The organism is Novosphingobium resinovorum (assembly GCF_001742225.1).
Lineage (GTDB): Bacteria > Pseudomonadota > Alphaproteobacteria > Sphingomonadales > Sphingomonadaceae > Novosphingobium > Novosphingobium resinovorum_A.
The window spans coordinates 1,696,861-1,710,708 of the sequence record NZ_CP017075.1 but is presented as its reverse complement, the minus strand read 5'-3'; the positions used below and the strand labels follow the sequence as shown (position 1 = coordinate 1,710,708).

The 13,848-nt window shown below is 65.4% G+C and carries 12 protein-coding genes; 8 read left to right on the top strand and 4 right to left on the bottom strand.

Annotated features, from left to right (window positions below; genetic code table 11):
* Window positions 1–95: 95 nt before the first annotated feature.
* A complete protein-coding gene (locus tag BES08_RS07920) occupies window positions 96–572 on the top strand; it encodes an Lrp/AsnC family transcriptional regulator (protein WP_008831287.1) in 477 nt (158 codons plus the stop codon).
* Here BES08_RS07920 and BES08_RS07915 read toward each other — a convergent pair.
* Window positions 569–2,347: a cation:proton antiporter domain-containing protein gene (locus BES08_RS07915; protein WP_069708030.1), complete on the bottom strand. Its 1,779-nt coding sequence runs from the start codon at window positions 2,345–2,347 to the stop codon at window positions 569–571. The genes BES08_RS07920 and BES08_RS07915 overlap by 4 nt on opposite strands.
* Window positions 2,348–2,447: 100 nt before the next feature.
* On the opposite strand from BES08_RS07915, the gene BES08_RS07910 reads away from it, so the two are divergent.
* The 5 genes from BES08_RS07910 to ligA all read left to right on the top strand — a co-directional run bounded on the left by BES08_RS07910 (window position 2,448) and on the right by ligA (window position 10,556).
* On the top strand, window positions 2,448–3,242 hold the full coding sequence (locus BES08_RS07910) for an outer membrane protein assembly factor BamD (RefSeq protein WP_008831289.1): 795 nt from the start codon (window positions 2,448–2,450) through the stop codon (window positions 3,240–3,242).
* A gap of 444 nt (window positions 3,243–3,686) precedes the next feature.
* Window positions 3,687–6,224 carry a TonB-dependent receptor gene (locus BES08_RS07905; protein ID WP_069708029.1) on the top strand — a complete coding sequence of 846 codons (2,538 nt, stop codon included), beginning with the start codon at window positions 3,687–3,689 and terminating at the stop codon, window positions 6,222–6,224.
* 259 nt (window positions 6,225–6,483) lie between these two features.
* On the top strand, window positions 6,484–6,636 hold the full coding sequence (locus BES08_RS32760) for a hypothetical protein (RefSeq protein WP_156799812.1): 153 nt from the start codon (window positions 6,484–6,486) through the stop codon (window positions 6,634–6,636).
* Between the two features lie 74 nt (window positions 6,637–6,710).
* Window positions 6,711–8,375 carry a DNA repair protein RecN gene (recN, locus tag BES08_RS07900; protein ID WP_069708028.1) on the top strand — a complete coding sequence of 555 codons (1,665 nt, stop codon included), beginning with the start codon at window positions 6,711–6,713 and terminating at the stop codon, window positions 8,373–8,375.
* Window positions 8,376–8,420: 45 nt separating this feature from the next.
* The gene (gene ligA / locus BES08_RS07895; RefSeq protein WP_069708027.1) at window positions 8,421–10,556 is read left to right on the top strand and encodes an NAD-dependent DNA ligase LigA; all 2,136 of its coding nucleotides are present in this window, start codon (window positions 8,421–8,423) and stop codon (window positions 10,554–10,556) included.
* Window positions 10,557–10,670: 114 nt separating this feature from the next.
* Here ligA and sciP read toward each other — a convergent pair whose 3' ends face one another.
* Window positions 10,671–10,973: a CtrA inhibitor SciP gene (gene sciP, locus BES08_RS07890; RefSeq protein ID WP_008831293.1), complete on the bottom strand. Its 303-nt coding sequence runs from the start codon at window positions 10,971–10,973 to the stop codon at window positions 10,671–10,673.
* A gap of 231 nt (window positions 10,974–11,204) precedes the next feature.
* Between sciP and BES08_RS07885 the strand changes: the two genes are divergently transcribed.
* Window positions 11,205–11,480, top strand: coding sequence for a hypothetical protein (locus BES08_RS07885; protein WP_008831294.1), 276 nt, complete (start codon window positions 11,205–11,207; stop codon window positions 11,478–11,480).
* 21 nt (window positions 11,481–11,501) lie between these two features.
* On the opposite strand, the gene BES08_RS07880 is transcribed toward BES08_RS07885, so the two are convergent.
* Together BES08_RS07880 and bla are read right to left on the bottom strand one after the other, a co-directional pair.
* Window positions 11,502–12,404: a 50S ribosomal protein L11 methyltransferase gene (locus BES08_RS07880; protein WP_069708026.1), complete on the bottom strand. Its 903-nt coding sequence runs from the start codon at window positions 12,402–12,404 to the stop codon at window positions 11,502–11,504.
* The gene (bla, locus tag BES08_RS07875; RefSeq protein ID WP_069708025.1) at window positions 12,401–13,297 is read right to left on the bottom strand and encodes a subclass B3 metallo-beta-lactamase; all 897 of its coding nucleotides are present in this window, start codon (window positions 13,295–13,297) and stop codon (window positions 12,401–12,403) included. Before bla ends, BES08_RS07880 begins: the two co-directional genes overlap by 4 nt.
* Window positions 13,298–13,447: 150 nt before the next feature.
* Here bla and sdhC point away from each other — a divergent pair, with 150 nt between their 5' ends.
* On the top strand, window positions 13,448–13,843 hold the full coding sequence (sdhC, locus tag BES08_RS07870) for a succinate dehydrogenase, cytochrome b556 subunit (protein WP_008831297.1): 396 nt from the start codon (window positions 13,448–13,450) through the stop codon (window positions 13,841–13,843).
* The last annotated feature ends 5 nt before the right edge of the window (window positions 13,844–13,848 follow it).

Sequence of the window (13,848 nt, the reverse complement as noted above, 5' to 3'; positions counted from 1 at the left end):
GCCGCTGAGTGCCGTTATGTGCCGTGAGCGAATATCACCTGGACAGCGGGTTGTGCGCTCTTGATTTGGCCGCGAAACGCAACAAAAACTCGCATATGCCCAAGAAGACCGCCCCGCTCGACGCCTTCGACCGTGAAATCCTGCGAATCCTGCAGCGTGACAACAAGACGCCGCAGCGCGCGATCGGGGAAGCGGTGAACCTCTCGGCGGCGGCGGTGCAGCGGCGAATCGCGGCGATGGAGCAGTCGGGTACGATCGCCGCCAACGTCGCGCTGGTCGATCCGGCGGCGCTCTCGCTGACGGTCACCGCGATCGTCGAGGTGTTCCTGCGGGACGAGCGCACCGCCAGTATCGATCGCGCCAAGGCGCTGTTCCGCGAGACGCCGGAAGTGCAGCAGTGCTACTATACGACCGGTGGTACCAGCTTCGTTCTGGTGGTCGTCACTACGGACATGAGCGCCTATGAAGTGCTGACACGGCGGTTGTTTTCCGACCACGAATGGGTGGCTAGCTTCCGCACGCTGGTCGCCCTCGACCGGGTCAAGAGCGGCGCGGAAGTGGTTGTTCCCTAAGCTCTTTCCGCCTCACGCAGCTGGCCGGATTTCAGCGAGGGCTTCTCCGAAAGGCCGCCGCGTTCCATGATCATCTCGCGGAATTCGTCGCGCTTTTCGTGGATCGAGGCGATGATCGGCCCCATCGCGACGCCGGTTTCGACCAGCGCTGCCTCGGAAAGCTGCAGCGAACTTTCCAGCGTTTCGGGCACGGCATAGCTCGCTCCGGCGCGGTAGAGCTGGGCGGCGTGGTCGGCGTCGCGGGCGCGGGCGAGAATCGGCAGGTCGGGGAACTGCAGGCGCAACTTGCGCACGATGCGCTGGGCGGTGACGGGCTCGTCCATGGTGAGGATCACCGCCGCCGCGTCCGCCGCGCCGAGCCGCACCAGGGCGTCGCCGCGACCCGCGTTACCGAAGGCGACGGTGTAGCCGAGGCGCCGGCCGTGGGCGACGAGGTCGGCGTCGCTGTCGATCGCGAGATAGGGCCGCCCGTGCCGGGTCAGCATGTCGGCAACGAGGTGGCCGACGCGGCCGAAACCGACGATCAGCGTGCGCGGGCGGGTGGCGTCGTCGGCGGGACGGTGCGGCGTTTCGGCGCCGTCCACGCGCTTGCCCATGACCTTGCCGGCCATCGCCAGGAGCGGGGTCACCGTCAGGCCGAGCGCGGTGACGATCTGCCAGAACTGCGCCGTGCCGGGCTGGATCAACTGGGCGGTGCTGGCCGCGGTCAGCACGATCAGCGTAGTCTCCGAAGGGCTCGACATGAGGATGCCCGCTTCGGTCGCAGTGCCGCGCCGGGCGCCCATCACCCGCAGCATCACGCCGGTCACCACCGATTTGAGCACGATGACCACTACTGTTGCGATCAGGATCGAGGCGAGGTTTTCCCAGACGACATAGAGGTCGATGCTCATGCCGATGGTGATCAGGAAGACGCCGAGGGCGAGGCCCTTGAACGGTTCGGTGATCTGCTCGACCTCGGAATGGTACTCGGTCTCGGCGATCAACAGCCCGGCGACGAGGGCGCCGACTATGGGGGAAAGCCCGGCGGCGGCGGTCGCCAGCGAGGCGACGATCACCACCAGCAAACTCGCGGCGAGGAACAGTTCGGGGCTCTTGGTGCGAGCGGCCTGCGCGAACAGTGGCGGCAGCAGGTAGCGGCCGAAGATCAGCAGGCCGCCGACCACCACGGTGCCCCATAACAGGGTGTTGAGCAGGTCGCTGACACCGTCCCCGGTGTGCGGGCCGAGCGCGCCGAGCAGGAAGATGATGGGGACGAGGGCGATGTCCTCGAACAGCAGCATCGCCAGTGCGGCCTTGCCGACCGGCGTGGTCGTCTCGGTGATCTTGAGCACCAGTGCGGTGGACGACAGCGCGAGGGCGAGACCCAGCGCCATGGCGCCGGAAAAGCTCTGGCCGATCGCCGCAAGGATGAAGGTCAGCGAGGCGGCGATGACGATCAGTTCGAGCGAGCCCAGCCCGAAGACCATGCGCCGCATCTCCCACAGGCGGGCGAAGGACAGCTCCAGACCGATCGAGAACAGCAGTAGGATGATGCCGAATTCGGCGAAGATATCCAGCCCGTCCGGGTCGGTGATGGTGATGTAATGCAGCCAGCGATGGTCGAACACATGGCGGCCGAGCCCGAACGGACCGACCAGCAGGCCGACGAGAATGAAGCCGATGACGGGCGTGATGCGGAACCGGTTGAACACCGGGATGACGATGCCTGCCGCGCCCAGGATCACCAGGGCGTCGGACATCATCGGGGAATAGAGATCGCTGCTGCCTGCCATGCGGGAAGCCTAGAGGTTGTAGCGGCTTGCGACAATTGCGCTGTCCACTCTTGCGCAACTTCACTTGGCGTTCAGCGAAGCGCTGGTTATAGACCCGTCCATGTTCGCACGCTCGTCGCTCAAGACCGCCATCCTCGCCGCCGCTACCGGGGCGATCGTTCTCACTGCCGGTTGCGGGGGACGGGCGAAGAATCGCGATACCGCCTACGTCGCGCGCGACGTCGATACGCTCTACGCTGCGGCTCAGCAGCGCCTGGAAACCGGGCGCACCAAGCAGGCCGCCGCGCTGTTCGACGAAGTCGAGCGCCAGCACCCCTATTCGCCCTGGGCACGCCGCGCCCAGTTGATGAGCGCGTTCAGCTATTACGCCGCGCGTGACTACAACAAGGCGATCCAGTCGGCGCAGCGCTTCCTGTCGATCCACCCGGGCAACAAGGACGCGCCTTACGCCTACTACCTGATCTCGATCTGCTATTATGAGCAGATCAGCGACGTCACCCGTGACCAGAAGACCACGCAGCAGGCCAAGCAAGCATTGACCGACGTGATGCGCCGTTACCCCGGCACAACGTATGCGCGCGACGCCAAGCTCAAGATCGACCTCGTCGACGATCACCTCGCGGGCAAGGAAATGACCATCGGTCGCTCTTACGAGCGCAGCGGCAAGTGGCTGGCGGCGACGCTGCGCTTCCGCAATGTGGTCGATAACTTCCAGACCACCAGCCACACGCCCGAGGCGCTCTATCGCCTCGTCGAGGGCTACCTCTCGATGGGCGTTCCCGAAGAGGCGCAGAAAGCGGCTGCGGTGCTGGAGCACAACTACCCGAACAGCGACTGGTACGGCCGCGCCTACAAGCTGATGGAAAAGCACGCGCCGCAGAACGTCGCGGCCTGATCTTCGCCCCTCTTTCCGGGCTTGCTCGGGGGAGGGAGGCTCAAGTCATCCATTTATCTTTCTCAAGCGGCCCGCCTCCCCGGCGCGGCCGCTTTTTCGCGTGTGTTTGTCGTGGGGGGACACGCCGCCGCGATGCCTCGCCTCGTCGCTGCGCAGTTTCGCTTTAGCGCCTGATAGCTGAAGTCTATTGTCCACCAATTAAGTTGAGATTAGAAAAGCTCAACAAGAGGCGAAACGGCCTGGAGGGCAAATCACATGAGGGCGACGCGGTGCGGCCGCAGGCATTCCATGATCCCTTCCGGCCGGACCTGCAAGCGGCGCATTCGACCACGAAGCGCCGCTTGCAAGCCTCGAGCCATACCTGCCGGCCCTGAAGGGGGCAGGCCGACCAGGTGCACACCGGATCGCCGGATGCATTCAATTCCCTGACAGAGGATTTGAATAATGACTTCGTTCGTCCGCCGGACTCTTCTGGCAACCACCGTACTCGCCTCGGCGACGATCGGCTTCTCTGCGGCGCATGCCGAGGATACCGCTCCCGCCGCCGCAACCACGACCGCTGCCGCAGATGAGCAGGACAACCCCACTTCGGTCGGCACCGGCGCGCGCGATCGCGGCGCCGACATCGTCGTCACCGCGCGGCGTCGCCAGGAATCGAGCCAGGAAGTGCCGCTCGCAATCTCGGTCGTTGGCGGTGAGCACATCGATTCGACCGGCTCGTTCAACGTCGGCCGCCTGCAGCAGCTGACGCCGACGCTTCAGTATTACTCATCGAACCCGCGCAACACCGCCGTCAACATTCGTGGCCTCGGCGTTCCGTTCGGGCTGACCAACGACGGCATCGAGCAGGGCGTCGGCATCTACGTCGACGACGTCTACAACTCGCGCGTGGCCTCGGCGACGTTCGACTTCCTCGACGTGGCGCAGGTCGAAGTGCTGCGCGGCCCGCAGGGCACGCTCTACGGCAAGAACACCACGGCAGGCGCGATCAACATCACGACCAACCAGCCGACCTTCGACTTCGAGGGCAAGGCCGAGGTCTCGATCGGCAATTACAACTTCAAGCAGGCCAAGGCGGCGATTTCCGGCCCGCTGACCGACAATCTGGCGGCACGCATCGCGGTGTCCTCCACCAGCCGCAAGGGCACGATCTACAACGTCACCACCGGCGAGCACATCCAGAGCCAGGACAACCTCGGCCTGCGCGGCCAGTTGCTGTGGAAGCCGACCGATACCATCGACGTGACCCTCGCGGGCGACTTCAGCAACCAGGACGCCAATTGCTGCGGCTCGGTCTACGTCCGCACCGGCGCCACCCAGCGAGCCATCAACCGGCAGTTCGCCGCGCTCGCTGCCGCGCAGGGCTATGCACCGCCGAGCCTGAATGCGTTCGACCGCCTGACCGATCTCGACACCGACCTGCGCGCCAAGAACAAGATCGGCGGCGCTTCGCTGCGTGTGAAGTGGGAACTGGGCGAGGGCACGCTGACCTCGATCACCGCCTGGCGCTTCTGGGACTGGGATCCCTCGAACGACCGCGATTTCACCGGCCTGCCGATCGTCGCGCTGTCGCAGAATCCGTCGCAGCAGGACCAGTACACGCAGGAACTGCGCTACAACTACAGCAGCGACAAGATCGACTTCGTCGTCGGGGCTTTCGGCTTCTATCAGCGCATCGACACGCAGGGCACCGAGGCGCAAGGCGCGGCCGCGAGCCGCTGGAGCATCAATCCGGGCAGCGTCGCCGCCGTTCCGCCGGGCTCCTCAGGCTGCGGGCCGAGCGCGTCGAACCAGCTCGCCTGCGATCCCACCGTGCTTGACGGCCTCGTCGCCTACAACACGCAGTACCTCAAGAACACCAGCGCCGCGCTCTACGGCCAGCTGAGCTGGCACATCACGCCGGAGCTGACCCTGCAGCCCGGCGTTCGCCTCAACTACGACAAGAAGGAAGGCTACTACCAGCGCCGCGTGTTCGACGGGCAGGGCAACGAACTGCTGCTCGGCCTGCCCAGCTACACCGCGCGGCAGAGCGCGCAGCTGGCGATCTATACGCCGCAGGAAATCTCGCCGACGTTCAGCGACTGGAACTTCAGCTACGACTTCACCGCCAGCTACAAGGTAGCGCCGGACGTGCTGCTCTATGCGACCTATGCGAAGTCGTTCAAGTCGGGCGGCATCAACCAGAACGGAGTTCCGGTGGACGGCAGCAACAACCCGATCCTGGCGACCGCGACGGTCAAGCCCGAGTCGGTCCACCATTACGAAGCGGGCATCAAGACCCAGTTCTGGGACCGCAAGGCGACGCTCAACGTCTCGATCTTCCGCACCGATATCGCCAACTACCAGGCTAACGTGAACAACGGCCAGTACGGCGTGCTGCGCGGCTATCTCGCCAATGCGGGCGCGGTTCGTTCGCAGGGTGTCGAGGCGGACTTCTCGGTCCGTCCGAGCGAGCGGTTCAACGCCTACGTCAACGGCGCCTATACCGACGCGACCTATCGCAAGTTCACCGACGCGCCGTGCCCGCCGGAGCTTTCGGGCGGCACCACTGTCACGTCGACCACGACCGTCAGTCCTGCGGGCACGCCGGGCGGCATCAGCCCCGAGAACTGCGATATCTCGGGTCAGCGCCTGCCGGGCGTCTCGAAGTTCTCGTTCTCGTTCGGTGCCGAGGTCAACGCCCCGGCCAAGCTGCTCGGCAAGGAGGGTGAGGTCTACTTCGGCTATGACGGCTCAGTCCGGTCGAACTTCTCGTCAAACCCTTCGCCCTCGGCCTACACCTGGATCGATGGCTATAGCCTGCACAACTTCCGCGCAGGTTTCCGAACCGAGAGCGGGTTCGACGTCTACGGCTGGGTCCGCAATGCCTTCGACCAGAACTATTTCGAGCAGCTGATGGTTGGGCCGGGCAACACCGGCCTGATCGCCGGTCTGCCGGGCGATCCGCGCACCTGGGGTTTCACGATCAAGTCCGCCTTCTGAGAATCACCCGTCGACCCCGTGCCCCCGCGCCGCTCGAGCAGCGCGGGGGCCTATTTATTTCGTCCAGCTGGGAACTTTTTGCGACGGGCTGATCTGAAAAACCGCTTAAATCGATTGCACTGTGAACCTTAAGTAATTTCTCAAATCCGATGATTATCCTTATGGTGGTTTTTACCAACTAAGGTGAGCCTACGTAGAGGGAACCCGGAGAAAGCCGGATGAACCGACAGGCTGGGGATGGGTCGCATAATCAATGGATATGAAGCACGATTTTCCGTTTGAGCCCGATATCCGCGTGGAGGCTCTCCAGCCGAGATCGTGGCGGCCTGAACTCGTCGCTATCGTTGCCATCTTCATTACCGTGTGGGCCGCGCTCCTCGTCCATTACCTGAGCGACAGTACCGGCTGGTAAGCCGGACTTGTGCTCAACCTGAGTGCGAAGCGGGGTGACGGGCGTTCGCGCATCCGCTAGAACGCTTCGCGAACATGCTTAGCCAGCTTTCCATTCGCAACATCGTGCTGATCGAGGCGCTCGACCTCGATTTCGCTCGTGGCCTCGGCGTCCTCACCGGTGAAACCGGTGCGGGCAAGTCCATCCTGCTCGATGCGCTGGGTCTCGTGCTCGGCAATCGAGCGGATAGTGGACTTGTGCGCGGGGGAGAGGACCGGGCCAGCGTTACCGCCAGCTTCGATGCGTCGGCGTTGCCCGCTTCGGTGCTGGCGATGATCGACGACGCCGGGTTCGAGCTTGAACCGGGCGAGCCGCTCATCCTCAAGCGCCAGCTCAAGGCGGACGGCGGTTCGAAGGCGTTCCTCAACGACCAGAGCGTCGGCGTCGCCCTGCTGCGCGAGATCGCGCCCGCGCTGGTGGAAATCCACGGCCAGCACGACGATCGCGGTCTCGTCAACGCACGCGGCCACCGCGCGCTGCTCGATCGTTTCGCAGGCGGCGAGGTCGCCGGCGTCGAGGCGGCGTGGAAGGACTGGCGCGGCGCGCAGGATGCATTGGACCTTGCACGCGAACGCGTCGCCCGCGCCGCCGAGGATCAGGACCTGCTGCTCGCGCATCTCGCCGAACTGACCACGCTCGCCCCCGTCGAGGGGGAGGAGGACGAACTCGCCGGTGCCCGCGCGCAGATGCAGAAGGGCGAAAAGCTGGCCGACGATCTTTCGGCCCTGCAGCACTTGTGGACCGGCTCGGACTCGGCGCTCGCGCAATTGCGCACCGCTTCGCGCCGCCTCGACCGCATCGCCGGAGAGCACGAACTGCTGGAGGAAGCGCTGGCCGCGCTCGACCGCGCCGTGATCGAGGCGAGCGAGGCCGAGGACAAGCTCGACAAGGCGGCCGAAGCGCTCGCCTTCGACCCGGCCGAACTCGACCGCATCGAGACGCGCCTGTTCGACTTGCGCGCGGTTGCCCGCAAGCAGGGCTGCCAGGTCGATGACCTGCCCGCGAAGATGACCGAGATGCGCGCCGCGCTCGACGACATCGAAGGCGGTAACGAGCATATCGTCGAACTGGAAAAAGCGGCGCAGAAGGCCGCGCTGGCCTATCGCGAGAAGGCGGGCGCGCTCCACGATTTGCGGCGTGCGGCGGCGAAAAAGCTCGACGCAGCCGTAGCGACGGAACTGGCGCCGCTCAAGCTGGATGCCGCGAGGTTCCAGACCTCGGTGGTGCGTCTTCCCGAGGAGCGCTGGGGCGCTTCGGGCATGGACGCGGTGGAATTCCTCATCAGCACCAACCCCGGCTCGGACTTCGCGCCGCTCGGCAAGATCGCCAGCGGCGGCGAATTGTCGCGCTTCATCCTCGCGCTCAAGGTCGCGCTGGCCGAGGAGGGCGGTGCGGCGACGGTGATCTTCGACGAGATCGACCGCGGCGTCGGCGGTGCAGTGGCCGACGCCATCGGCGAACGCCTCTCGCGCCTTGCGTCCAGCGGGCAGCTGCTGGCGGTGACGCACTCGCCCCAGGTCGCGGCGCGGGGGGACAAGCATTACATGATTGCCAAGTCCAGCCAGGGCACTGTCACACGCACCTCGGTGACGCCGCTTTCGGATGCTGAACGCAAGGAGGAGATCGCCCGCATGCTCTCCGGCGCGCAAGTGACCGACGAGGCGCGCGCGCAGGCGGACAGGCTGCTGGTGCGGGTGTAAGCAGCAGACTGGTCCCGGCCCGCGCAACGTTGCATAGCGCAAATCATGACTGCCGATTCCCCGAACGAAGCCGAAGCCGCCAACGAACTCATGCGGCTTGCGCGCCAGATCAACCGCGCCAACCGCCTCTACCACGCCGAGGATGCGCCGGAGATCACCGACGCCGATTACGACGCGCTGGTGCGGCGTAATGCGGAGCTGGAAGCAGCGTTCCCGCATCTTACGAGACCCGATTCGCCCAGTTGCAAGGTCGGTCACGAAGTCGCTGCCTCACCGCTCGGCAAAGTGACGCACGAGGTTCGCATGATGAGCCTCGACAATGCCTTCACCGACGAGGAAGTCGGGGAGTTCCTGACGCGCGTGCGGCGGTTCCTGTCACTTGCCGCCGAGGAACCACTGGTGATGACGGCGGAGGACAAGATCGACGGCCTCTCCTGCTCGCTGCGCTATGAGCACGGCAAACTGGTGCGCGCCGCCACGCGCGGGGACGGGCAGGTGGGCGAGGACGTTACCGCCAACGTCGCGCATATCGCCGACGTCGTGCAGGAACTCGAAGGCGAGGACATTCCCGAGGTCTTCGAGGTGCGCGGCGAAGTCTACATGGAAAAGGGGGCGTTCCTCGCCCTTAACACCCAGTTGATGGATGAGGCGCGCGCGCTGGCCGACAGCAAGGGCGAGGCGTTCGACGACAGCAAGGTCCGGCAGTTCGCCAACCCGCGTAATGCGGCTGCCGGCTCGCTGCGCCAGAAGGATGCCAGCGTCACCGCGAGGCGCCCTTTGCGCTTCTGGGCGCACGGTTGGGGCGCCGCCAGCCATGTGCCCGGCGCGAGCCAGCACGAGGTCATCCGTCGGATTGAAAGCTGGGGCCTGCCGGTCTCGCCGCAATTCCGCCAGTGTCACTCGCTCGAAGAAATGCTGGCCGCCTACCGCGCCATTCGTGATGGCCGCGCCGCGCTGCCGTTCGAGATCGACGGGGTGGTCTACAAGGTGGACCGGCTCGACTGGCAGCAGCGGCTGGGCTTCGTCGCCAAGGCGCCGCGCTGGGGCATGGCGCACAAGTTCCCCGCGGAGCGAGCGGAGACCACGCTCGAATCGATCGATATCCAGGTCGGGCGCACCGGCAAGCTGACGCCGGTGGGACGCCTCAAGCCGGTGCTGGTGGGCGGCGTGACGGTCACCAACGTGACGCTCCACAACCGCGACGAAATTGCCCGCCTCGGCGTGCGCCCCGGTGACCGGGTGGTGCTCCAGCGCGCGGGCGACGTCATCCCGCAGGTGGTGGACAACCTCTCTCGCGAGGAGGAGCGCGCCGCTTACGTGTTCCCGGATCATTGCCCGCAGTGCCAGTCCGAGGCGGTCGCGGCCGAGGGTGAAGTCGATGTGCGCTGCACTGGCGGGCTGATTTGCCCGGCGCAGCGGACCGAGCGCCTCAAGCACTTCGTCAGCCGCGCCGCACTCGACATCGAGGGGTTGGGCGAAAAGACCATCGACGAATTTTTCGCGCAGGGCTGGCTCGAAAGCCCGGCCGACATCTTCCGCCTGCGCAAGCGCCGCGAGGAAATCCTGGCCCTCGAAGGGTGGAAGGACAAGTCTGTGGACAACCTGTTGGCGGCTGTGGAAAGCAAGCGCAGCCCCGACGCCGCCCGGCTCCTGTTCGGCCTCGGCATCCGCCACGTCGGGGCCGTGACCGCGCGCGATCTCCTCAAGCGCTTCACGACGCTTCCCGAATTGCGTGCTCTCGCCGAGCAGGCGCAGGTCAAGCAGGTCGAGGACGAAGTGAAGGCAGCAAGCGACGCCTATGCCGAATTGATCTCCATCGACGGCGTCGGCCCGGTGGTGGTCGAGGCGCTGGGAGACTTCTTCCACGAGGAGCACAACCGTGCTGTCTGGGACGACCTGTTGAGCGAGGTGTCGCCGCCGCCTTACGTCGTCGAGACTAAGGAAAGCGAAGTCTCGGGCAAGACCGTGGTATTTACCGGCAAGCTGGAGACGATGAGCCGCGACGAAGCCAAGGCACAGGCCGAGCGGCTGGGCGCCAAGGCTGCGGGATCGGTATCGCCAAAGACGGACATTCTGGTCGCGGGACCGGGGGCGGGCTCGAAATTGAAGAAGGCGGCCGAGTTGGGGATTCGGGTGCTCAGCGAAGAAGAATGGGCCGAGATCGTTCGCGCGGCGGGATAAGGTAAAGCAAAGCCCTCCCGCGAGCGGGAGGGCCGGAAGGCTGGCCCCGAAGGGCTGGCCGGAATGCTTCTCAGCTACGCGCGACGTGCAGGGGGATACCGCAGCGCGATAGGCTCAACTGTAACGGCCGCGGCGCTCGTGCACCTGACGGTAATGCTGGACGCGCGTGGCGCGCAGACCAGCCATTCCTTCGCGTTCGATCGAGCGCTGCCAGGAGGCAAGCTCTTCGAGCGTAAGATCGTAGCGCTCGCACGCTTCCGCGATGGTCAGCAGTCCACCGCTGACTGCGGCGACCACTTCCGCCTTTCTGCGAACCACCCAGCGTGAAGTGTTGGGCGGCGGCAAGCTGTCTATGCTCATCGGTTCGCCGAGCGGACCGGTTATGACCGTCGGACGGTCGTTCTTAACGTCTTCCATGGTTGGCCTCGTGAAATCTGGCTGCCAACCCCCTGTCGATGTCTATTCTGCGTATTAAACCTTAACTTGAGGCAATCGCGGTTGGTTAATTGATATTTACGATGTTTTACATATTCTCGGGGAAAAATTCATAAAAATGCAATCGATACAGCCGCCAAATCTTTACCGACCGTTTACCAGTGTTAATTACCTTTACCTCCAGACCAGATCCATTGCTCAAGAGAGGTAAACGTGCAGAGCCGCCGCAAGCTGTCGACGCATGCTTCCGCCGTGGCGCGGCACGTGACTTCGGACGGCTGCCAGTTCGTGATCGAGCGGGCAGGCGTGGCTGCGGGACAGTGCTTCAGCTTCGTGGTGGACGATTATCCGCCGGTGCGCGGCACCGTGCGCTGGGTGGTCAAGGACCGCATCGGCTTCGCCTTCGACCGGCCGATCTCACGCGACGCACAGGCCGCGATGCTGCGACGCAGCCGCGTGGTTCAGGGGCTGGAACTGCTTCTGGTGTGAGATGGCGCGGTCAGGGGCGCGTTAACGCCCCCGCTTGCGCATCCACAGGATCGACCAGTCGCCGTTGACCATGCGCGCGGCGAGGCGCAGGCCCGCCTTGCGGCAGGCGGCGCGCACGGCGGCTTCCTGCGTTTCCAGCAGGCCCGCCAGCAGCAGGTGCCCGCCCGGAACCAGCGCCTTGCCGAAATCGGGGGCGAGGTGGACCAGCGGCCCGGCGAGGATGTTGGCGAGGATCAGGTCATAAGGCCCGCGGGCCTCCAGCACCGGATGGGCCATGCCGTCCGCCACCGTCATCACCAGTTCGCCGCGTCGGGCGCCCATGCTCACGCCGTTGGCCCCGGCATTGTCCTCGACCACATTGACGCAGACGGCATCGATGTCGCTCGCGATCGCCAGCGTGCGCGGCCAGAGCGAGAGTGCGGCGAAAGCAAGCAGGCCGGTGCCGGTGCCGATGTCGGCGCAATTGCGCACGACGAGCCCCTGCGCCTTCATATGGGTCAGCATCGCCAGGCACCCGGCGGTAGTGGCGTGATGGCCAGTGCCGAAGGCCTGGCTGGCGGGGATCGCGAAGTCGAAGACGCCGGGCTCGTCCACCGCCGGGTGATCGGGGGTGTGCACGTGGAAGCGGCCCGCGCGGATCGGTTCCAGCCCTTCCTGGCTGGCGACGAGCCAGTCGGTTTCAGGCAGTTCCTCGGCGATCAGCTTGGGTTTCGTGTCTGCAAACAGCGCCGTGATCGCGACGTTGTCGGCCTTGCTGGGCTTGCGATCGAGCCAGGCTTCGAGAACCCAGTCCTCGGGTTGGTCCTCGGCGACTTCGCGGCCGGAGAGAACGATCTCGTGATCCCAGTCCCAGGCGTCTTCATGCGCGACGAGAGCTGCCTCGATGACGGGGCGGGCGGCGAAGACGGTGACTTTCCAGCTCACTTGGCATTTTCCTTGGCAAGACGCTGGGCAAGGCGCCCCTCCGCGAATTTCGCATAAGCGGGGCAGGCGTTCTTGTCCGCGAGCGGCTTCGTTCCAGCGAAGCGCTCCATCATGTCGCTCTGGCCGGGATGCGGGGTGAGCAAGACGTCGCAGGGCAGGGCGGCCATCACCGGCAGGCCCTTGCGGATCGCCGCGACGCGCGCCGGGTGGTCGGTGAAACGGTAGCCGTCCGACGAGATCGTCGACGAGCTGTCAGCATAGGCAATCTTGCGGCACCCGGCCTCGGGCGCGCAGGAAGTCCAGGTCCAGCTTGTCGAGCCGGGCGCGTGAACCGGCGTCGCATGGGCGGTCAGGACAAGATTGCCGACAGTGACGGTGTCTCCGTTCTTCAGCACGCGATCGACGCGAACCGGGGCCATAGGGTCGAGACCGTTGAATTGCGGGTCGTCGGCGCTCGGCTTGCCGCTGGCGAGAGCCGCTTTCTGCGCGGGCAGGGCTGCAACTTTTGCACCCGTTGCCTGCTGCAGTGCGGCAAGGGCGCCGACATGGTCGAAGTGCTCGTGACTGGCGACGATCCAGCGCACGTCTCTGGGATTGAACCCGGCGCGCCGGATGTTCGCCAGCACCAGCGGGGCAGCCTTGGTCACGCCGGCGTCCACCAGCACATGTCCCTTGTCGCCCGTCACCAGGATCGCGGAAATGCCGCAGGTTCCCACGTACCAGGTATTCGCGAAGATGCGCGCAGGGGGAGCGGGGTCCGCCCATTCCTCCTTGCCCTCGCATGCCTTGGCGAGCGTCGCAGGCGTTACCGCTCCTTGCTCTGCGGCGCGGGCCACGAAGGGAGAAATGGCCGTCAGGGCAGCCAGCGCGATAGCCAGGGAGGTGCGACTCATGCGCGATGCTTTACGGCGCGCCTGTAAGATAGGCCAGTCCACCACGCAGATGTTGCGCCGCAGAACTTGCACCGTCCCTCGATTTGTCTAAGGGGGCTTGCAATAGGGCAGTTCATGACACTGCCGCAGGCAAGGGGATTCGTAAGCGCCATGGCAAACGCCGGGACCAAGAACCGTCCGCTCTCGCCGCACCTCCAGATCTGGAAGTGGGGCCCGCACATGTTCGTGTCGATCCTCCACCGCGTCACCGGCGATGGCATGGCATTCGCCGGCCTCGCTGTGCTGCTGTGGTGGCTGGGCGCGCTCGCCGGAGGCCCGGCCTCCTACGCGACGTTTGCGTGGGCGATGACGACGCCGATCGGCTATCTGGTGCTCGTGGGCATCTCGTGGGCCTTCTTCAGCCACATGGCGAGCGGCATCCGCCACTTCTTCCTCGACGTCGGCGCCGGCTTCGAACTGCAGGCGAACCGCCTGTGGTCGATCCTGTGCCCGGTCCTGGGTGTCGTTCTCACCGCCGCCTTCTGGGCGCTCCTGCTGCTTCGCTGAGGGTA

Coding starts and splice junctions, on each gene's coding strand:
- BES08_RS07920 (WP_008831287.1), top strand. CDS start 96: ATGCCCAAGAAGACCGCCCCGCTCGACGCCTTCGACCGTGAAATCCTG.
- BES08_RS07915 (WP_069708030.1), bottom strand. CDS start 2,347: ATGGCAGGCAGCAGCGATCTCTATTCCCCGATGATGTCCGACGCCCTG.
- BES08_RS07910 (WP_008831289.1), top strand. CDS start 2,448: ATGTTCGCACGCTCGTCGCTCAAGACCGCCATCCTCGCCGCCGCTACC.
- BES08_RS07905 (WP_069708029.1), top strand. CDS start 3,687: ATGACTTCGTTCGTCCGCCGGACTCTTCTGGCAACCACCGTACTCGCC.
- BES08_RS32760 (WP_156799812.1), top strand. CDS start 6,484: ATGAAGCACGATTTTCCGTTTGAGCCCGATATCCGCGTGGAGGCTCTC.
- recN (WP_069708028.1), top strand. CDS start 6,711: ATGCTTAGCCAGCTTTCCATTCGCAACATCGTGCTGATCGAGGCGCTC.
- ligA (WP_069708027.1), top strand. CDS start 8,421: ATGACTGCCGATTCCCCGAACGAAGCCGAAGCCGCCAACGAACTCATG.
- sciP (WP_008831293.1), bottom strand. CDS start 10,973: ATGGAAGACGTTAAGAACGACCGTCCGACGGTCATAACCGGTCCGCTC.
- bla (WP_069708025.1), bottom strand. CDS start 13,297: ATGAGTCGCACCTCCCTGGCTATCGCGCTGGCTGCCCTGACGGCCATT.
- sdhC (WP_008831297.1), top strand. CDS start 13,448: ATGGCAAACGCCGGGACCAAGAACCGTCCGCTCTCGCCGCACCTCCAG.